Genomic DNA, 19,533 nt, shown 5'->3' with positions numbered 1-19,533 from the left:
AATTGGGGGTACCCCTGGCCGGCCGTTGGCGGGCCGGGCCGTTCACGGGTTTGAAAAAGCGGGGCCCGGTGCGCATGATGCGCTTCCGGGCCCCGCCTCTGTGTCCTGTTGGGTGCCTTCCAGGTTAGTGGCGGGCGCCCCGTGCGGAGCTGCGGCGCACTGCGAACAAGGCACCAAACAAGACCAGGAGTCCGCCGGCAATGCCCAGCGGCATGGCCCCGAATCCGGTGTTGGCGAGGTCGCCGTTGCCGGCCGATGCCGTGGTTGCAGCAGAGCTGCCGGCAGGGGTGGCGGGTGCTGAGCTGCCGGCCGCGGCAATCTTCACCGCGATGCTGGCCTCAATGGGCGCACCATCAGTGCCCGTGCCCGAGATGACCACGGTGTGCGCACCGGCAGGAACACCTGCAGGAACCTTCACGGTCAGGGACACGGAACCGTCGGCGCCGACCACAGCCGAGCCCAGGACCACAGGGTCCGAGTGCAGCGTGAACGTGGCCGTGGTGCCAGGCTTGAAGTTCTTGCCCGTGATGACCAGCTCACCGCCGGACACTACCGAGGCGTCTTCGAGCGATGCTGACGGCTTGCCCGGGGCGGCAGTGGTCGGTGCCACCGTCGGCTCCTGGGTTGAAGTCGGTTCCACAGTGGGTTCCGTCGTCGGCTCCGTGGTCGGCTCAACTGTGGGCTGAACCGTCGGGGTGGCTGTCGGTTCAGTCGTCGGCCCGACGGTGGGCTCCGTGGTGGGCTCCGTGGTGGGGGTGGCCGTTGCAGACGGTGTGGCAGAAGGAGTGGGCTCCGGCGCCAGGGTCAATGCAAAAGCAGCACCGGACCCCGTCTTGGCAACATCCTTCACACCATTCTTTGCTGCCGCGGCCACAGCCGGGCCGTCCACCTTGGCGGCTGCCAGGTCTGCGGCCACAACGGTGTGCTTGACGGTGCCGCTGGTGCTGGCACCGGCAGCCAGGGTCGTTGCCGCGCCAGCAACTCCCGGAACCGAAACCGCGGTCAGGGCTACATTGCCGTCGTTCTTCACCGTCACGGGGAAGCTGACAACATCCCCGACACTGGCAAAGCCGCTGGAATCCTTGTCCTCAAGGACGCCCGCAGCGACCGCCACGGCCAGCGACGGCTTGCGCACCAAGACGTCAACTTCGTCACCGGTGATGGTGTAGTTGACGGTTGCCGAGCCGCTTGCTTCAGCGCTCCACTTGGTGACGGGAACAAAGTAGCCGTTGGCAACGTCGTCGGCCGTAACTACGCGCTTGGCCGTGGTGCAGGTGTATCCCCCAAGGGCCGGAACGTTGCGGTAACGGCAGTTTGGCGTCCCGTCGATGTTGAATCCGGCAAATTCGCCGGCTGTCGGGTAGATGGTGGAGATGGCATTGGAGGTGCTCTTGACAACAAAGTTGTACGGCAGTTGCTCGCCAACCGCGTACGGGCTGGTGGCCAGGTCCTTTGCTGCATCCGCCCGCGACCCCTTGATGGTGGCGCCGAGCACGGGGGCAGGGGCAGAGACCACGAGGGTCGCCGTGGCACGTTGAGCGCCCGCAGTGGCCGTGAGCGCGTAGCTCTTGGCAGCGGTTCCGGCAGGAACCGTGACGCTCTTCGTGGCGTTTCCGGCGGCATCCGTGGTGGCGCTGCCGAGGGAAATGCCGCCGTCCAGGGAAAGAGCCACCGCCGTGTTGGCAGCGAAGCCGCCCAGGGTGACGCTGATGTCCTTGCCGGCCTCAACCGACCCGGGCGATGCGGAAACAGTTGCGGTGCCCGCGGTGACGGGGAGTCCGCCGATGTTGACCTCGGAGCCGCCGCCAAAGGCGTTGTTGGCGATGCCGTTCAAGCCAACGAGCTTGACGTAGCGGCCAGCCTTGTTGCCGGCGATGGCGATGCGCTGCGGGTCCTTGCTGTCCGCAAACGCGCCGCTGGAGACCTTTTCGCCAAATTCTGTGGGGCTGTTGGAGACGAAGATTTCGTAGTCTTTCATCTTGCCGTTGGCGGCATTCTGGCGCTGGGTGTATTCAAGGCCGGTCACCGAATAGCCCTTGCCCAGGTCGAAGACCACGGAGAAGGGGTAGGCGCCGGCGGTCCCGGACCACTTGCTGTGCCAGAAGGTGTTGTAGTCCCCGTCCAGCAGTGCTGCCGCGGGACCACTCGGGGCGGTCTCGCCGGTCAGTTCCTCGGAGGACACCGAGGCAATGCTGAGCTGGTTCTGCGGGATCAGGTTGGCCATGGGCGGCGCCTGGCCGCACAGCGCGTCCGAGCAGGCTGCCACAGGGGCTGCGGAAACGGAGGCTCCCGCAAGCTTGGCACCATTCCTGGCGGTGACGCTCAGGCCCTTGACCACCTTGTTGGCCGCAACGTCTGCCGCAGTCAGTGTGTAGACGGAGGTGATGGTCTTGCCTTCACCGGCGGCCAATTCAAAAGCGGGCTGGCCGGCGACGGTGACGTCGGCGAGGCGGACGTTGCCGGTGTTGGTGATGACAGAGGTGTAGCTGATGGTGTCACCCACCGTGGCGAAGCCGCTGGAATCAACGTCCACCAGTGCGGCACCCGTGTGGGTGGCGGAGAGGGACGGCTTGCGGACCAGCAGGTCCACCTCGGCGCCGGTGACGGGCGTGAAGGAGGTGAGCCCACTGCCCGTGGCGCGCCACTCGGTGGCCGGAACAAAGAAACCGTCGGCCAGTTCACCATCGGCAACAGTGTGCTGGGCCGTGGTGCAGGTGTACCCGGTGCCCACGGCAACGGATCCGTAGCCACAGTTGCCTGAGTCCGAGGTTCCGCCTTCGGACACGCGGCGCAGCGGCTGGAAGTTGCCCTTGGTGGGGCGAACTTCGACGGCAATGTTGCCAACGTTGTCCACGCGGAAGTCGTAGCCGACCTTGTCGCCCACGGCGTAGGGGGATGTCGCAATGTCACGCACGGGTGCCCGCAGGAAACCTGAGACCTCCAGGGCTGCAACGTTTGCGGTTGCACCGCCAGTTACGGCGACGACGGCGTTGGCTGTCACCTTTTGCGTGCCCTGGGCCAGCGTTGCCTGGAGCGTGACGTTGCCGGCCTTGAGGGTGGCCGGGATGGTGACCGGCACATTGATGGTCGCGGTGGCACCGGGTGCCACGTTCGGCACCACTACAGGGGCGAACGTCCAGCCGGGCTTGCCCGTGAAGGAAGCCACCGCGCCGGAAAGGGCGCCTGAGCCGTTGTTGGTCACTGTCAGCGGAACGTCCACGGTGGCGCCGTTGGCGCCGGAGACGTTGGCCGCGGCAAGTGCGGCGTTCATGGTGCCGATGCAGTCCACACCCAGCCAGTCGGCGTCGAACTTGCCAAAGGTGATGGCGTTGCTGTTGCCCTCGTAGAGCAGGCCGAACGTGCCGTCGCTGAGCGCAGTCACTGTGGAGTAGGCCATGTAGCCGTCCTTGAACTGCTTACCTGCGCTCCAGGTGGCCCCGTCGTCGCAGGAGTACCGGATGGTGCCGTTGGAGCGCGTGGTGGCGTTTGCATTGGAGAACAGCAGGATCTTCGCTTCAGCCGAGCCCTGGACAGCGTTCGGGTACATGCGTGCAATGGAGGCGTTGTTGACGGGGTCGCGCAGCTCGGTGTTGATGGTGACCGGGCCGTACGTCTGGCCGCCGTCCTTGGAGATGGCCACCTTGCGGCCGCCGTTTCCGCCGCTGCTGGCGCGGGAGTTCATCATGACGTCGCCGTTGGACAGCTCAACAGTCTTGTTCTCATCCATCCCCGTGCCCACAAATGCGCCGCGCTGCCACGTCTTGCCGTGGTCGTCGGAGTACACGCTGTAGGACTGGAACGGCGTGGAGCCGTCAGCCTGCTTGACCTTGCCGGTGAACTGCTGGATGAGGCGGCCCTTGTGTTCGCCGTACTGCAGCTGGATGCCTTCACCGGAGGCGGCGAACAGGCCAGCCACGCCGCCAATGTTGTTGGCGCCTCCGGCGGGCTTGGCCACGTCGGAGACCAGCGGGCCGTCAAAGCCTGCGTACTTGGAGCCTGCCGCATAATTGGGGGCGACCGGAAGGGTGGGCATGTTGCCCGGGTCCATTGACCAGGTCAGGCCCTTGTCGGTGGAAACGGCGACGGCGGCACTGACCATCTGGCGGTCGGCGTCGTCGCTGGAAAATGTGCTGCCGTGGAAGCCCTGGTCCTTGGAGTAGACAAAGAAGGCAAAGACATTGCCGGTGACCTTGTCCACAACGTAGCTGGGGTCGCTGAAGCCGTACTGCAGGACTCCGCGGGAGCCCACCTGGCCGCGGGCCACGAAGGTGGGTGCTCCCCAGGTCTTGCCGCCGTCAATGCTGCGACGCTGGACGATGGAGTTCGGGGACGGCGAGTCACCGCCGTCGGGACGGCCGTCATAGGCAGCCAGGACCACGCCGCCACCCAAATCTGCCAGCGCAGGAATGCGGTACCAGGCCTGGTTGGGGACTGTGGCCTTGTCGCCGGGAGTGGCGAGGACCTGCTCGGCGTAGCTGCCGCCGGCGGCGAGGGGTGCAGGCACTGCATCCTGGGCAAACGCCGGGGCCATCATGCTGGTGAGAAGTCCGGCAGCCAGAACACCTGCGGTGACGGCCACATGCCTGCCCTTGGGGCGGCGCACCTTTTCGGTGGATTTCATCGGTTCCTTCCGCGCGACCCCAGAAGGGCCTGCAAATTCGAAATTGCGTAGAAGATCTGCACCCTGGGCCACTGGAGAGCGGACGTAGGATGACCTACGCCACATTAGCGTGTTATGGATCACAAGCACCAGTGCCGCCGCCAATATTTTCGATTGCTACGAACCCGCAGGGGCACGTCGTCCCGGAACACGAAAAAGGGAGTGCACCCACACGTGGTGGATGCACTCCCTATTGTTCGTTCAAGCGTTGGACGCAGGGTGCAGCTAGGGCGTTACGTGGAAGGTGCCAAAGGAGATGAACGCGCCGTCCTGGCCCGAGACAACAAGGGTGTCCTTGCCGTTCTTGGTCCCCGCGGGAACCTCGAAGGTGATGGTGCCCTGCGCGTCGGCCAGGAACCAGCCGATGCGTGCGCCGTGCTGGTTCAGGTGAACGTAGGCCCACTCGTTGGCCGGCAGGTTCTTGACCGTGACAGCGTCACCGACGCTGTACTTGCCGGCGTTCAGGCCCAGCTCGACAGGGGCCTGGCCCTTGAAGTTTTCGCGCTGGACGGACGGCTCGAAGTCAGGCTTGGCCGTGACCACGGGCAGCTCGACCGCCTGGACCGCGACGCCCTTGGAGGCATCCTTCGCACCGTTGGCCGCAGCAAGCGCCACGGAACGTTCCGCCACAGCACCTGCGGCGAGTTCCGCCGCGGTCAGTTCACGGGTTTCGGTGAACGTGGCGGAGGCACCAACGGCCAAGGTGCCGTGCTCAGCGCCCAGTCCGGCGACGCCGGTCAGGGTCACGTTGCCGGAGTTGGTGGCGGTGACAGTGGTGGTGACGGTGTCGCCGGCCTCGGCCAGGCCGTTGCCGTCGAGGTCGTTCCACACAGCCGTGGAGCTTGCCGACAGTTCGGGGTTGCGGACCAACAGGTCAACTTCCTCGCCCGTGAAGGTGAACGTCTTGGTTTCCATGCCCGTGGCGGCGGCCGACCAGGTGGTCAGGGGCACGAAGAAGCCGTGGGCCAGTTCGTCGGAGGTGACTGCGTGGCGGGGCGTGCCACAGGTGTAGTTGGCCCACATGGACAGGTTGTTCCAGCGGCAGTTGCCGCCGGCCGGGGGCAGGAACGGATCGAAGTTGCCGGAGACCGGTGCAACGTTGGAGGTGACGTTGCTCAGGCTCGTGACGGCGAACTGGTATGGGAGCTTTTCGCCAACCGTGTAGGGGGTGGCGGCCAGGTCGCGGCCCTTGTCCGTGCGCGAGCCAACAACGCCCAGGCCGATGGTCGGTGCGGCGCCGCCGGTGACGGTCACGGGAACCACTGCACTGAATTCACTGGTGCCGTAGTTGACCTTGGCGGTGACCTGGTAGTTTCCGGCCTTGGCGCTGGCGGGGATGGTCAGCGGGACGGTGACGGTGGCCGAGGAGCCCACGGCGACGTCGGCAAATGCCGCAGTGCCGAAGGTCCAGGCGTTCTGGGCGGCGAAGGATGCCTTGGCGCCGGTGATGGCCTTCTCGCTGCCGTTGACAAGGGTCAGTTCGGCCTGCACGGTTGCGCCGTTGGCGCCCGTGACGGCCTTGGCGGTGAGCTCGACGCCGCACTCGATGGCGAGCCATTCGGCGTTGAACTTGCCGAATGTCATGGTGTTGTTGTCGCCCTCATAGAAGACGCCGAAGGTGCCGTCGCCCAGGGGCGCGAGCGTGGAGTAGCTCATGGCGCCGGCCTTGAACTGCCTGCCCGCGCTCCAGGTGGCGCCGTCGTCGCAGGAGTAGCGGACGGTGCCGTTCTGGCGCCCGGAAGTGCTGTTGGCGTTGGAGAAGAGCAGCATCTTGGCCTCGTCGGAGCCCTGTGCCGCGTTGGGGTACATGCGTGCAATGGAGGCGTTGTTGACGGGGTCGCTCAGGCGCGTGTCCACCGTGACGGGGCCGTACGTTGCGCCGCCGTCCTTGGAGATGGCGATCTTGCGGCCGCCGTTGCCGCCGCTGCTGGCGCGGGAGTTGAGCATGACGTCGCCGTTGGAGAGTTCAACGGTCTTGTTCTCGTCCATGCCGGTGCCAACGAATGCGCCGCGCTGCCAGGTTTTGCCGTGGTCATCGGAGAAGACACTGTAGGCCTGGTACTCAATGGCTCCGCTGGCCTGCTTGACCTTGCCGGTGTACTGCTGGACCAGGCGGCCCTTGTGCGCACCGTACTTGAGCTGGATGCCGGCACCGGACGCCGCGAAGACGCCCTGGATGCCGCCCACGTTGGCGGAGTCGCCCACGGGCTTGACCACGTCGGTGATGAGCGGGCCGTCGAAGCTGGCAAATTCAGAATCTGCGGCGTAGTCAACCGGCGGGAGAACGGGCATATGGGCCGGGTCCATGGACCAGCTCAGGCCCTTGTCCCGTGAGACGGCGACGGCGGCGCTGGTGATTTTGCGGTCCGCGTCGTCGTTGCCGAAGGCGCCGGCCTGGAAGCTGACGTCCTTGGAGTAGACGAAGAAGTTGAAGACATCCCCGGTGACCTCATCGACAACGTAGCTGGGGTCGCTGAAGCCGTAGACCAGCTTGTCGGCGGCGGGCATCTGGCCGCGTGCCACGTAGGTGGGGGCGCCCCAGGTCTTGCCGTTGTCGGTGCTGCGTCGCTGGAGGATGGAGTTGGGCTGGGGCGAGTCGCCGCCGTAGGGCCGGCCGTCGTAGGAGGCCAGGACAATGCCGTTGCCCAGGTGGGCCAGGGCGGGGATGCGGTAGTTGGCGCCCAGCACGGGGTCAATGGCGTTGTCGCCATTCTTGGCCAGCACCTGTTCGGCGTAGCTTCCCTCGACTGCGGGGGCGGATTCGCCCTCCGCCATGGCGGGGGCGATCATGGTTGTCAAAAGCGTTGCGGCAAGGGCTCCGGCGGCGATTGCCGTCCGGGGCTTCTTCCATCGGCGTTGGGTGTCGGTGGATTTCATTTGGTCCTTTCGGCGGCCTTCGTTGGCCGCGTGGCTGTCGCCATGTTCATGAAATGCACCACGCATGATTGTGATTCATCAGACATGGAACATCCCACAACCGTAGCGTGCGCCTCGTCACTAAACGACTTTGCGCCGCCCCGCCATGGCGGCTAGGATCGAACACTCCCCCGGGCCAAATGCGATGTGCGCCACTGAAATTCCACAGTTTGCATTGACTGCGTAGAATGGAATGGCAAGCTCGCGGAGCGCTACCCTTAGCGGTTTTCAGGCGGAATTCCCCTGGCCACAAGACAGCGTAAGACGGCACCTCCGCGGCCACACCCCTCTTAATCACCAGGAGATCCTTCGATGCCCCGGATCGTTGTCGACGTCATGCTCAAGCCCGAAATTCTGGACCCGCAGGGGAAGGCCATCGTTGGCGCGCTCCCCCGTCTGGGCTTCAACGCCTTCTCCGCTGTCCGCCAGGGCAAGCGCTTTGAACTGACCGTGGACGGCGAGGTGACCGACGAGATCCTGGCCCAGGCCCGCGAAGCAGCCGAAACCATGCTCTCCAACCCCGTCATCGAAGACGTTGTCAACGTTGAAGTTGTGGCGGACTAGCCATGAGTGAAACCCCCTTGATTGGCGGGGCCGCCCCGGCCCCCGTTGACTCCCGTTTGGCCGGAGCCCGCATCGGCGTTGTCACCTTCCCGGGCACCCTCGATGACCGCGACGCAAGCCGCGCCGTCCGCCTTGCCGGCGCCACCGCGGTGGACCTTTGGCACGCAGACACCGAGCTGGCCGACGTCGACGCCGTCATCATCCCCGGCGGCTTCTCCTACGGCGACTACCTGCGCGCCGGCGCCATCTCCCGCTTCGCCCCGCTCATGGGCAAGATCGTGGATGCCGCGAACTCCGAGGCAAAGCTGCCTGTCCTGGGCATCTGCAACGGCTTCCAGATCCTGACCGAGGCGCACCTGCTCCCCGGCTCCATGATCAAGAACGACCACCTGAAGTTCCTGTGCCGCGACCAGGTCCTGCGCGTGGAGAACAACACCACTGCCTGGACCAACGCCTACACGGCCGGCCAGGACATCACGGTTCCCCTGAAGAACCAGGATGGCCAGTACATCGCCGACGAGAAGACCCTTGACGCCCTTGAGGCCGAAAACCGCGTTGTCTTCCGCTACGTGGGCTTCAACCCCAACGGATCACGCCGCGACATTGCCGGCATTTCCAACGCCGCGGGCAACGTCGTGGGCCTCATGCCGCACCCCGAACACGCCGTGGAGGCCGGCTACGGCCCCGGCCACACCGGCACCGACGGACTGGGCTTCTTCACCTCTGCCCTGAACACGCTTCTTGGAGGCAAATAAATGAGCGAGATCTCCGCCGACACCACGAAGAAGTTCAACATCGACACCGTGGCCAACGCCGCAGTGACCCCCGACGTTGAGCTCCCCTGGGCCGAGCTTGGCCTGAAGCAAAACGAGTTCGACGACGTCGTGAAGGTCCTGGGCCGCCGCCCCACCGGCGCGGAACTGGCCATGTACTCCGTCATGTGGAGCGAGCACTGCTCCTACAAGTCCTCCAAGAACCACCTGCGCCAGTTCGGCGCCAAGGTCACCGAGGAAATGAAGAAGGACATGCTGGTTGGCATCGGCGAAAACGCCGGCGTCACCAACCTGGGCGACGGCTGGGCCGTGACGTTCAAGATCGAGTCGCACAACTCGCCGTCGTTCGTGGAGCCCTACCAGGGTGCCGCAACGGGCATTGGCGGCATTGTCCGCGACATCATCTCCATGGGCGCACGCCCCGTGGCCGTCATGGATCCGCTGCGCTTCGGTGCCATTGACCACCCCGACACCGCCCGCGTCATGCACGGCGCGGTTGCCGGCATTGGCGGCTACGGCAACTCGCTGGGCCTGCCGAACATCGGCGGAGAAATGGTGTTTGACTCCATCTACCAGGGCAACCCGCTGGTCAACGCCCTGGCTGTTGGCGTCATGCGCCACGAGGACATCCGCCTGGCCAACGCCTCGGGCAAGGGCAACAAGGTTGTCCTGTTCGGTGCACGCACCGGCGGCGACGGCATTGGCGGCGCCTCGGTGCTGGCCTCCGAGTCCTTCGACGACACCAAGCCGTCCAAGCGCCCCGCCGTTCAGGTGGGCGACCCCTTCGCCGAGAAGGTGCTCATCGAGTGCTGCCTCGAGCTGTTCAAGGGCTCCCTCGTTGAGGGCATCCAGGACCTCGGCGCGGCAGGCATCTCCTGCGCCACGAGTGAGCTGGCCTCCAACGGCGACGGCGGCATGCAGGTCGAGCTGACCAGCGTGCTGCTGCGCGACCCCACGCTGACCCCGGGCGAGATCCTCATGTCCGAGTCGCAGGAACGCATGATGGCCGTTGTGACGCCGGAGAACATTGCCGCGTTCGAGGCCGTCATGGAGAAGTGGGCCGTGGAGTACTCCTGGCTCGGCGAGGTCACCGACACCGGCCGCCTGATCATCACGTGGGAAGGCGAAGTCATTGTCGACGTCGACCCGCGCACCGTGGCACACGACGGCCCGGTCTACGACCGACCGTACGCCCGCCCCGAATGGCAGGACGCGCTGCAGGCCGACACCTTCACCAGTTCGGTCCAGGACGCCGGCCGCCCCTCCACCCCGGAGGAGCTCAAGGCCGCCGTGCTGGAACTCATCGCCTCCCCCAACATGTGCTCGAAGGACTGGATCACCAACCAGTACGACCGCTACGTTGGTGGCAACACCGCCATGGCGTTCCCGGATGATTCCGGCGTGATCCGCGTTGACGAGGAAACCGGCCTGGGCGTTGCCCTGGCCACCGACGCCAACGGCCGCTACACCTTCCTGGACCCGTACCACGGCGCCCAGCTGGCCCTGGCCGAGGCCTACCGCAACGTGGCCACCTCGGGCGCAATCCCGATGGCCGTCTCCGACTGCCTGAACTTCGGTTCCCCCGAGGACCCGGATGTCATGTGGCAGCTGGCCGAGTCCATCCGCGGCCTGTCGGACGCCTGCATGGTTCTGGGCATCCCGGTCACTGGCGGCAACGTCTCGCTGTACAACCAGACGGGCACCACCCCCATCCACCCCACCCCCGTTGTGGCAGTGTTGGGCAAGTTCGACGACGTCGCGCGCCGCACGCCGTCGGGCTGGGCCGAGGATGGCCAGGCCATCTACCTGCTGGGCACCACGGCCGCCGAGCTGGACGGGTCCGAATGGTCCAACATGCGCGGACATCTGGGTGGCCTGCCGCCGAAGGTTGACCTGGAGCGCGAGCGTGAACTGGGTGCGATCCTGATCAACGCTTCACGCGACGGCATGATCGACTCCGCGCACGACCTCTCCGAAGGCGGCCTCGCGGCAGCCCTGGTTGAGTCGGCGCTGCGCTTCAACACCGGTGCCCGCGTGGCACTGGACGAGGTTGCCGCCCGCGACGGCGTGGACACCTTCACGCAGCTGTTCTCCGAGACGCAGGGACGCGCAATCGTCTCCGTCCCGCGCAGCGAAGAGGTCCGCTTCAACGACATGTGCACCGCCCGGAACTTCCCGGTGGCCCGCATTGGTGTTGTTGACGCAGCCGATTCCGCACTGGACATCCAGGGCGTGTTCACCGCCTCGCTGGATGAACTCCGCGAAGCACACGAGGGCACGCTGCCGAAGTACTTCGGCTAACACCTTCCGGGCGGTCCCGCCCGAACTGCAAGACCCCGGTCGCCTCATTGCGAGGCGGCCGGGGTCTTTTTCGTGAACTCGAGGACGTCGAATCAGTGGACTGGTGGTCCCCTAGACCCGGCTGCCCTGGCGACGGCCGGCTACTACAACCGCCCCTGCCAGCAGCAGGGCCAGCCCGCCCACCAGGAGCGGTGCGGTGGAAGCACCGGTGGATGCCAGATCACCGTCGTTTGCCGCAGCAGGTGTTGCCGCTCCGGTGCTGGCGGGAACGGTGCCCGCTGTGGCCTTGACTTCCAGCGCCAGGCTGACTCCAGCAGCCTGTCCGTTGGTGCCCGTGCCCGAGATGACCACCGTGTGCAGGCCCGCCGGAACATTGCTGGGCAGCTTGGCGGTCAGCGTCACCGTGCCGTCAGCCTTGACCACAGCCTGCCCCAGGACGACCGGATCCGAGTGGAGGGTGAACGTGGCCGTGGTGCCAGGCTTGAAGTTGTGGCCAGCCATGGTCAGCTCGCCCCCAACGGACACAATGGCCGTACCCAAAGTTCCCGCCGGCTTGCCGTCCGCGCTTGCGGTCGGCTGCACCGTGGGCTCCGCGGTCGCAGAAGATGTCGGTTCAAGAGTGGGCGCCACCGTGGGCTCAACTGTCGGAGCCACTGTTGGCGCAACCGTGGGCTCAACCGTGGGCTCAACCGTGGGCTCCACAGTGGGCTCAACAGTCGGGGCAGCCGCGACGGCGAAGGTCACCGTGGCAGGCGTCTTGGAAATGGCCCCGGTTGCTGTGGCTGTTGCATTGCCGGCAGGGCAGTTGGCCTTAACGTTTAGCTTGGCTGCGAAGATGCCGGCGGCGTTGGCCTTGGCAGTGGCGGGAACCGCCAGGCAATCCCCCGTGATGCTGACGTTCTCGCCGCCCGCAAAGGCGGTGCCCAGGACAAGGGCAGGGGTGCCGGCAGTGACGGCTTCGGCGGGTCCGCTGAGCTGTGGGGCGAAGACCTGGGTGAACGGCGCAACGTCGGCAGCCCTGGACAATGCCGCGTAGCCGGCGGGATTCAGGTGGATCCTGTCCCCGCTGTCAAAGGCAGGAAGAATGCGTTCAGGGTCGGCAGGGTCGGCAACTGCCGCCGAGAAGTCCACCACGCCGTCGAACTCCCCGCTGGTCATGATCCAGTTGTTGGCTGTGGTTCGCACCAGTTCACGGGCGGCGTTGAAGGACGAAGTGCCCTTCGTGGGCGTCATGGTGGCGCCGTAAATCTTCAGCCCGGCAGCACGTGCCTGGGCAATGATGTTCTTGTAGCCGTCGATGATGCGGTCGCTGCTGGCGCCGTCGGGAATGTCATTGATGCCCTCGAAGAGGAACACGCTTGTCACACCCGGGACTGCGGCGACGTCGTAGGCAAAGCGGGTGGTGGCGGCCATGCCGCGGTTCTTGGCGCCGCCGGCCTCAAAGGTCACACGGTTGGAGCTGATGCCGGCGTTGACCATGGCGATCGATGAATCCCTGGCATTGATCTTGTCGGCGAGCTGCGCCGGCCAGTTGTTGAAGCCGTTGGTGGTTGACCCGTAGCCATCCGTAATGGAGTCGCCCAGGGCAACCATGGAGCCCTTGGCGTTGGCCGAGATGACGTCGATGCCCTTGAGGAAGAAGAACTGCGATGCACCCTGGGTAAAGCTGGAATTGGCGGTGTCTGCTGCGTGGTTGCCGTCGGCAATGCCATTGGTGACGCTTCCGAGGTTGTGATAAGTGGAGACCGGGATGGTGCCCGAAACAAACACGCTGACCAGCAAGTTGGTGTCGGTCTTCACGGGCACGTTCAAGGCGTCACTGACCACTTCGCCGCCCGCGGGGATGGTGACTGTGGTGGCTCCGCCAAACTTGAACGCCGACGGTGCCGAGGTGGCGCTGAGCCCGCTGCCCTGGTAGCCCACAGTGGCCGATCCGACCACCAGGGGCGTGGTGCCAAAACGATTGGACAGGGTGATTCGCTGGGCATTGCCGGCCAGGTTGGGGCGGACCACCATGCGGATGGTCTTGTCGGTCAGGGCAGGGCCGCCGTCGGTCAGCGCAGTTCCCCAGGCGGTGACACGGGTGACGTTGTTCTTTGCAAGGGTCCAGCGCTGGGACGCAGAATCCCCGGGCGCGATGGAGACAATGTCGGTGGACGCCGCATCCCCCACGTCGGCGGCACGCCCGGAAGCAATGTTGACCAAGGTGTAGCCCTCGGCCGCCGCGGTCAGCCGCCATCGCTGGGCGGGCGTTTCCGCACACGTCTCCTGTGTCAGGGCAGCCCCAGCCGTTGCGGCATCCTGCAGGCAAAGGCCGCTGTTGTTGCTGCTGAGCTTGTAGACGCCCGGAGCAGTTTGCGCCACCCACCAGGACTGCCCGGCGGTGCCCCTCGGGGCGTCCTCCACAATCTTGGCGCCAGCGGCAATTGAGACCCCGTTGACGTGGAGGTTCTTGGCGGTTGACGCATTGGTCAACGAATAGGCTCCGGGGGCAACCGTTGCCGGGGGCGTTGCCGCCTCCACGCCCTGGATCCCCGCTGGAAGAACCACCGCCCCGGAAAGTGCCAGGGCCGAAACCGCCAGGGCCACGGACATTTTGCGCATCAATTGCTCCTCAAGTGGGAAAATCGATCCGCTGCCGGCACTCCTGTTCGTGCGTGATGCGGATCACGGGACGAGAGTTATGTTATCCATCCCACCGTCGGATGTCCCACGTCCCACCGATTATTACGCAGTTCTCCGGCCAAACCCGGAAGCGGCCCTGCTGGACATTTCAGGGCGCACAAAAGCGCCCGGGGCACCAGGCTGGCTGGCGTCCCGGGCACCGAAATTGCCGGGTCCTAGAACCCGCCCGTCAGGTTGCGGGCGGCCTGCTGGTAGGAGCGGGTGACGCCCGCCTGGGTCAGCCGGGTGACGGGCGAACCCAGCGCGAAGATCAGCCCCGCCGGCTTGCTGAACGCCAAAAGCCGGAAGTGGACGGCGCCGTCGGGCGTGAGCATGGCGATGAATGCCTCCTCGCCGAGTGCCGGGTGTCCGGGCAGGGTGCCGTAGCCGAAGCCCGCCATGGTGACCTCGACGCCGTCGGGCCCTTCGGCAGTCTGCGGCTCCATGGCCCAAACAACCTCACACGGCACCGGCAGTCGCAAGTTGCCGACGCCGAAACCGCTCGTGATCCGGGCACCCACGGCGGCCCGGGCCGGGGCCTTGACCTGCAGGCCGGAACGGCGCTGAATCTCCCACGTCATGATGCCCTCGGCCAGGGCGGCAAACGCGGCCGCTCCGCTGCCCACGGCCGTGGTTTTGTCCACATGGGCGAATCCCGCGGGCCAGTCGACGGCGGCCGGCGACTTGTGTGCCGCCAGTGCAGTGAACCCAAGGTGGGGGTAGTCCAGCCGGCTATCCCTTGGCGGCATGTGCGCTCCACTCCAATGCAATTTGTTGTTTTTTGGGCAGCCCGGCCACCACGAGGTCGTATGAATCTTCCAGCATTTCCAGCACCACCTCCCCGTCCACCACGGAGGTGTCAACGGTGTTCCAGTGCCGCTTGTTCAAGTGGTAGCCGGCGATGATGCCGGGGTTGGCGGCGCGCAGCGCGGGAGCCAGCTCGGGATCGCACTTGAGGCTGATGGCCAGGGGCGCGGCGTCTAGGTTGCCCAGCGCAAACACCTTCCCGGCCCGTTCCGAGCCGCCGCCGCTGGGCGCCTTGACCTTGAAGACTGCCGTTTCCGGCCCGAAGGGGTAGTCCTCGTAGGCTCCGGGCATGGCCAGCGCTGCTGCACGCAGGGCTGCTGCGCCAAGGCTCACTTCAGCGGCCCGACGTCGTACGTGAGCATGGCGAACTGGCCGCGCTGCTCGGCGGTGCGCAGCGTCAGGCGGTCCGAGCCGACATTGCGCGGCAGCAGCGCCGCACCGCCCGTGAGCGTGGCCGGGGCAAAGGTGACAACGAGTTCATCCAGGGCGCCCAGGTCCAGGAATTGACCGGCGAGCTCGCCGCCGCCCACAACCCACACGTCCAGGTCTCCCGAGGCTGCCTTGATCTCCTCCAGCACGTCCGCCACGGGCCCGTTGACTAAGCGCACGTCGGCGCCGTCGGGCACGGGAAGCGTCCGCGAGGTGAACACGTAGGTGGGCTTGTTGCCGTAATACTGCTGCCACTTGGCCGGCTCCGCGAGAAGGTTCTCGTGCTTGAGCACCCACTCATAGGTGGAGGAACCCTCAACAAAGACGCCCATGGTGTCCATGAACGCGGCGATGTCCGGCCCGTCAGTGCCCTGGACGGCAAACAGCCATTCCAGGGAATCATGCTGGTCCGCCAGGTAGCCGTTGAGCGTTGATGCCGTGTAGTAAACAATGCGCGTCATGGCATCAACGCTACCTGTTGGCGCCTACTTTGTGGCGAGGTAATCCTCCAGCAGCACCACCTTGAGCCCGGCAGCCTTCTGCGCCGCCATGAATGCGGCTAGGTCCTGCGGGAATTCGGGGCGGAAGTGCATCAGCACAATGTCCCCGGGGCGCAGACCGGCACCCACCTGGTAGTCCATGTTCCCGGCATTTGCCTTGGTCTCCCAGTCCACGATCGCCTTCAGCCCGCACGCTGCCACTGCCTGCCGCGTTGCCAGCGTGTAGGGTCCGCCCGGCGGCCGGAAGAACACGGGGCGCCGCCCGTACTGCTGCTCCTCAAAGTCGGCCATGCCGCAGATCTCGGCCTTTTGATCCTCGTAGCTGAGGTTGATGAAACCCAGGTTGTGGCTCATGGTGTGGTTCTCAATGAGGTGCCCGGCGGCCGTGTATTTCTTGTAGAACCGCGGGTCGCCGGCCACAAAGTTGTTGGCAAGGAACAGCGAGGCCTTGATCCCGTTCGCTTCCAGCAGGGCCAGGTCCGAGTCCCGCTTCACGGCGCCGTCGTCGATGGTCAGGAACACCACTTTTTGCTCCGTGGGGACTTTGGTCAACACCGGCGCCAGCCCGTCCACGATGGGCGGCAGCACGTAGTCCGGCACCAGCCCGCCCAGGGTGTCCACGCGCCCGGTGGCCGGGTTGGTGGCCGGCGCTGTGCTGGGGGCGGACGACGCCGGAACGTCACTGGGGCTCGCCGTGGCACTTGCCGTTGGGCCCTCCGTGGAGACGCCGGACGGCGTGACGCTGGCCGCGGCTGAACTGGGCGCGGTGGCCGGAGGGTTGGCGGTGCCGCCATTGTCCGGCAATGTGCTGGTGAACCACCAGATGCCCGTCGCGACAAGGGCGACGGCCAGCACGGTGACGAGCGGGCCAACCCAGCGTCCGAGGCGGCGTGGTTGGTGCATGTGGCGGGGCATGTGTTCTCTTCCGGGCTTGAAGCTTCTGGCGGTGGTTGGGGCCTAAAGGCCCAGCATTGCCGCTTCGATTTTGGGGCAGGTGTCCATGACCACGTCGAGGCCTGCATCCGCGGCCCGTTGTGCGGCGGCCTCGTCGACAACGCCGAGCTGCAGCCAGACGGCCTTGGCTCCGACGGCAATGGCCTGGTCAACCACGGCACCCACCTTGCCGGAGTTCACAAAGCAGTCCACCACGTCGATGGCCCCGGGGACGTCGGCAAGCGCTGTGTAGCCCTTGGCGCCGTGCACGTCGTCGCCCTTCAGGCTGACCGGGATGATCTCCTGGCCCAGGTGCTGCTGGAGGAACAGGGAGACACCCACTGCGGGGCGGAGCGGGTTGTTGGACAGCCCCACCACGGCCCAGCGGCCTGGTGTTGTGAGCAGCCGCCGGATCACTTGCGGGTCATTGATGTGTGCCATGATTCGAGCCTAGCGGCCGAAGGCGCCCAACCTCTCCTCGACCTGCGGCAGTTACACGCGGCAAATCTAATGTGTCGCGTACGCCCGGTCCGGGCGGTGGGGTCAGGCGTCCACGAAGGATTCGTCGATGCCGGGCCGTTCGTTGTCGCCTGAGTCGCTTTCGGGTTCTTCCTCTTCCTCCGGCTCGTCGTCGATGTCGGTGTAGTCATCGCTGGTGAGCTCATCGGTGTAAAGGGACCAGAACTCGTTGGCGGCGGCCGCGGGCGGGTCGATGGACTGCAGTTGCTGCTGGAACGTCTTCTTGACGGCGGAGAAGTCCTCGTCGTCCTCAGGTCCCACGGTGTCCCGGTCAATGGAGGCCCAGGCGGCGACAATGGCCGGTAGGGTCTCCAGGGACGAGGCAATCAGGGTCTCCTCGCCTTCGCAGACGTAGAGCACGGCGCCGTTTTTTCGGTTGACCACCACGAACTGGTAGTCCCCGTCGTTGCACACGATGGCCCGTCCGTCCGGGTCGTCGGCAAACGGCGGTTTCAGCCATTCACCGTCCAGCGGCACGTCCTCCAATGCCACCGGATACATCGCTTCCAACACCTGCCAGATACTGGTGTCGTCCATGGTTTCCTCCTGCCCTTAGCCTTGACACTAACCACCGCCGATGGGCACGTCAACGGCGAATCTCAGCCGGCCGGAACCACCACGGCGCTGCTCTCGAAGCGCCGGTTGCGCAACACGGGCAGGAACTCACGGACTTCCTCGATGCGCCGGTGGGTGACGTCCGCCGTGGCGATGCCCTCGTCCTCGTCATTGAGGAATGCTGCGGGGATGCCCATGGGATCCAGCACGGCAGAGTGGCCAATGCAGTGCCCGCTCGAGGTCCCGGCGGCCGCCACCCAGCAGGTGTTTTCAATGGCGCGGGCCTTCAGCAGCGTCTCCCAATGCTCCACCTTGTGCTCACCCTTGAACCAGGCGGCCGAAACACTCAGCAGGTCCACCCCGGACACGGCCAGGGCCCGGGCCAGTTCGGGGAACCGGATGTCGTAGCAGGTCATGATGCCCACCTTGAAGCCGCCGATCTCCACAACCGTGACCCCCTTGTCGCTGGGCTTGATCCGGGTGGATTCCTGGTAGGAGAACGCGTCGTAGAGGTGCAGCTTGCGGTAGGTTCCCAGGATGCCGCCGTCGCCGTCCACGGCCACCACGGTGTTGTAGGGCCGCGCTTCGCCGCTGGCCTCGTAGCCTCCGGCGATCACAGCGATGCCCACCTCGGCGGCCAGCAGCGACAGCCCCTTCACGAACGTGGTCCACTGGGCATCGACGGCCGCCGTGAAGTCCCCCTGCACCCGGCCCACGGAGAACATTGCCTCCTCGGGGAACACCACCAGCTTGCTGCCGTCCTGTTCGGCAGCCAGTGCCAGCCGGCGCATCGTGGCCAGGTTCCCTGCAACGTCGCCGCCCGGGTTGAATTGTCCAACACTGACTTTCATGGCCGTGGATCCTTCCGCCGGTTTGCCTTTCCATACAGCCTAGCCGCCCCGGCGGCGGCCGGGCCATGGCGGCCCACGGTACGATGCCAGCATGAAGACGATTGGACTGCTGGGCGGCATGAGCTGGGAAAGCTCGGCGCTCTACTACCGCCTCATCAACGAGCTGGTCCGGGACCAGCGCGGCGGCCTGCATTCGGCCCGCTGCATCATGGCCTCGCTGGATTTTGCCGATGTCGAGGCCCTCCAGGCCGCGGGCCGTTGGGATGCGGCCGGTGACCTGCTGGCCGATGCGGCCCTGGGGTTGGAGGCCGCGGGTGCGGACATGATTGTGCTGTGCACCAACACGATGCACAAGGTGGCCGGCGCCATCGAGGACGCCGTGGCGATTCCGCTGGTGCACCTGGCCGATGTCACGGCGCAGGCCGTCACCGCCGCCGGGCTGAAGACCGTGGGGCTGCTCGGCACCGCCTTCACCATGGAGGAGGACTTCTACCGGGACCGGATCGCCGGCCACGGGCTGCAGGTGCTGGTTCCCGACGCCGCCGCCCGCACGCTGGTGCACCGGGTCATCTACGAGGAGCTCGTGGTGGGCGTGGTTTCCGAGGCCTCGCGGGCCAGCTTCCTGGCGGTCATCGCGGACCTCGCCGCCCGGGGCGCCGAGGGGGTCATCCTGGGCTGCACCGAGATCGAGCTGCTCATCGACCAGGACGCCACCCCTTTGCCGGTCTTCGCCACCACACGGCTGCACGCGGAGGCTGCGGTTCGGCTGGCACTGGAAAGCTGAGCCGGGCAAAACAAAAGGCGTGTTCGACGCCGGAACCCAAGTTCCGACGTCGAACACGCCTTGTTGCTGTGGCTGGCTGTGGCTGGGCCCACGCGCCCGGGTGTCTAGTAAATCGCGTCAGCGATTTACTAGACGGGCGTGGGGACTAGTTGTACCTGGCCATCACGTTGGTGACACTCGGTTGATGGGTGTTGTTCCGGTGCTGGTGTGGATGCGTTCATTGTTGTAGTGGTTGAGCCATGGGTCAAGGGCTTGGGTGCGTTGGATGTTGCTGGTG

General features: G+C 65.9%; 14 protein-coding genes. 4 read left to right on the top strand and 10 right to left on the bottom strand.

Features of this window, described 5'->3' with window-relative positions:
- Positions 1-124: 124 nt before the first annotated feature.
- Positions 125-4,621 carry a DUF7507 domain-containing protein gene (locus tag PCK14_RS18315; protein ID WP_269939955.1) on the bottom strand — a complete coding sequence of 1,499 codons (4,497 nt, stop codon included), beginning with the start codon at positions 4,619-4,621 and terminating at the stop codon, positions 125-127.
- A gap of 264 nt (positions 4,622-4,885) precedes the next feature.
- A complete protein-coding gene (locus tag PCK14_RS18310; protein WP_269939954.1) occupies positions 4,886-7,537 on the bottom strand; it encodes an exo-alpha-sialidase in 2,652 nt (883 codons plus the stop codon).
- Between the two features lie 351 nt (positions 7,538-7,888).
- Between PCK14_RS18310 and purS the strand changes: the two genes are divergently transcribed.
- The 3 genes from purS to purL are packed head-to-tail and all read left to right on the top strand — an operon-like array spanning position 7,889 to position 11,214.
- Complete coding sequence (purS, locus tag PCK14_RS18305; protein ID WP_269939953.1) at positions 7,889-8,140, top strand: phosphoribosylformylglycinamidine synthase subunit PurS; 252 nt, start codon at positions 7,889-7,891, stop codon at positions 8,138-8,140.
- A gap of 2 nt (positions 8,141-8,142) precedes the next feature.
- Positions 8,143-8,895, top strand: coding sequence for a phosphoribosylformylglycinamidine synthase subunit PurQ (purQ, locus tag PCK14_RS18300; protein WP_269939952.1), 753 nt, complete (start codon positions 8,143-8,145; stop codon positions 8,893-8,895).
- Positions 8,896-8,904: 9 nt separating this feature from the next.
- The gene (gene purL, locus PCK14_RS18295) at positions 8,905-11,214 is read left to right on the top strand and encodes a phosphoribosylformylglycinamidine synthase subunit PurL (protein WP_269939972.1); all 2,310 of its coding nucleotides are present in this window, start codon (positions 8,905-8,907) and stop codon (positions 11,212-11,214) included.
- A gap of 111 nt (positions 11,215-11,325) precedes the next feature.
- Here purL and PCK14_RS18290 read toward each other — a convergent pair whose 3' ends face one another.
- From PCK14_RS18290 to PCK14_RS18255, 8 genes are all read right to left on the bottom strand, one after another.
- Positions 11,326-13,818, bottom strand: a complete 2,493-nt coding sequence (locus PCK14_RS18290) for a GDSL-type esterase/lipase family protein (protein WP_269939951.1) — start codon at positions 13,816-13,818, stop codon at positions 11,326-11,328.
- A 236-nt stretch (positions 13,819-14,054) separates the two neighbouring features.
- Positions 14,055-14,627, bottom strand: a complete 573-nt coding sequence (locus PCK14_RS18285) for a DUF1990 family protein (RefSeq protein WP_269939950.1) — start codon at positions 14,625-14,627, stop codon at positions 14,055-14,057.
- On the bottom strand, positions 14,611-15,018 hold the full coding sequence (locus PCK14_RS18280; protein ID WP_333474366.1) for an MmcQ/YjbR family DNA-binding protein: 408 nt from the start codon (positions 15,016-15,018) through the stop codon (positions 14,611-14,613). The genes PCK14_RS18285 and PCK14_RS18280 overlap by 17 nt, the downstream gene beginning before the upstream one ends.
- On the bottom strand, positions 15,015-15,575 hold the full coding sequence (locus PCK14_RS18275) for a dihydrofolate reductase family protein (RefSeq protein WP_269939949.1): 561 nt from the start codon (positions 15,573-15,575) through the stop codon (positions 15,015-15,017). The genes PCK14_RS18280 and PCK14_RS18275 overlap by 4 nt, the downstream gene beginning before the upstream one ends.
- Before the next feature lie 24 nt (positions 15,576-15,599).
- A complete protein-coding gene (locus PCK14_RS18270) occupies positions 15,600-16,517 on the bottom strand; it encodes a polysaccharide deacetylase family protein (protein ID WP_269939948.1) in 918 nt (305 codons plus the stop codon).
- 54 nt (positions 16,518-16,571) lie between these two features.
- Positions 16,572-16,988, bottom strand: a complete 417-nt coding sequence (locus tag PCK14_RS18265) for a CoA-binding protein (protein ID WP_269939947.1) — start codon at positions 16,986-16,988, stop codon at positions 16,572-16,574.
- 102 nt (positions 16,989-17,090) lie between these two features.
- Positions 17,091-17,603, bottom strand: coding sequence for an SUKH-4 family immunity protein (locus PCK14_RS18260; protein WP_269939946.1), 513 nt, complete (start codon positions 17,601-17,603; stop codon positions 17,091-17,093).
- Between the two features lie 62 nt (positions 17,604-17,665).
- Positions 17,666-18,472: a carbon-nitrogen hydrolase family protein gene (locus tag PCK14_RS18255; protein ID WP_269939945.1), complete on the bottom strand. Its 807-nt coding sequence runs from the start codon at positions 18,470-18,472 to the stop codon at positions 17,666-17,668.
- 91 nt (positions 18,473-18,563) lie between these two features.
- On the opposite strand from PCK14_RS18255, the gene PCK14_RS18250 reads away from it, so the two are divergent.
- A complete protein-coding gene (locus PCK14_RS18250) occupies positions 18,564-19,256 on the top strand; it encodes an aspartate/glutamate racemase family protein (protein WP_269939944.1) in 693 nt (230 codons plus the stop codon).
- Positions 19,257-19,533 lie beyond the last annotated feature (277 nt).

The organism is Arthrobacter sp. HY1533, from assembly GCF_027568515.1.
In the GTDB taxonomy this organism is placed as follows: Bacteria; Actinomycetota; Actinomycetes; order Actinomycetales; family Micrococcaceae; genus Specibacter.
This window is presented reverse-complemented; position numbering and strand designations above follow the sequence as displayed.

Coding starts and splice junctions, on each gene's coding strand:
- PCK14_RS18315 (WP_269939955.1), bottom strand. CDS start 4,621: ATGAAATCCACCGAAAAGGTGCGCCGCCCCAAGGGCAGGCATGTGGCC.
- PCK14_RS18310 (WP_269939954.1), bottom strand. CDS start 7,537: ATGAAATCCACCGACACCCAACGCCGATGGAAGAAGCCCCGGACGGCA.
- purS (WP_269939953.1), top strand. CDS start 7,889: ATGCCCCGGATCGTTGTCGACGTCATGCTCAAGCCCGAAATTCTGGAC.
- purQ (WP_269939952.1), top strand. CDS start 8,143: ATGAGTGAAACCCCCTTGATTGGCGGGGCCGCCCCGGCCCCCGTTGAC.
- PCK14_RS18290 (WP_269939951.1), bottom strand. CDS start 13,818: ATGCGCAAAATGTCCGTGGCCCTGGCGGTTTCGGCCCTGGCACTTTCC.
- PCK14_RS18285 (WP_269939950.1), bottom strand. CDS start 14,627: ATGCCGCCAAGGGATAGCCGGCTGGACTACCCCCACCTTGGGTTCACT.
- PCK14_RS18275 (WP_269939949.1), bottom strand. CDS start 15,575: ATGACGCGCATTGTTTACTACACGGCATCAACGCTCAACGGCTACCTG.
- PCK14_RS18270 (WP_269939948.1), bottom strand. CDS start 16,517: ATGCACCAACCACGCCGCCTCGGACGCTGGGTTGGCCCGCTCGTCACC.
- PCK14_RS18265 (WP_269939947.1), bottom strand. CDS start 16,988: ATGGCACACATCAATGACCCGCAAGTGATCCGGCGGCTGCTCACAACA.
- PCK14_RS18260 (WP_269939946.1), bottom strand. CDS start 17,603: ATGGACGACACCAGTATCTGGCAGGTGTTGGAAGCGATGTATCCGGTG.
- PCK14_RS18255 (WP_269939945.1), bottom strand. CDS start 18,472: ATGAAAGTCAGTGTTGGACAATTCAACCCGGGCGGCGACGTTGCAGGG.
- PCK14_RS18250 (WP_269939944.1), top strand. CDS start 18,564: ATGAAGACGATTGGACTGCTGGGCGGCATGAGCTGGGAAAGCTCGGCG.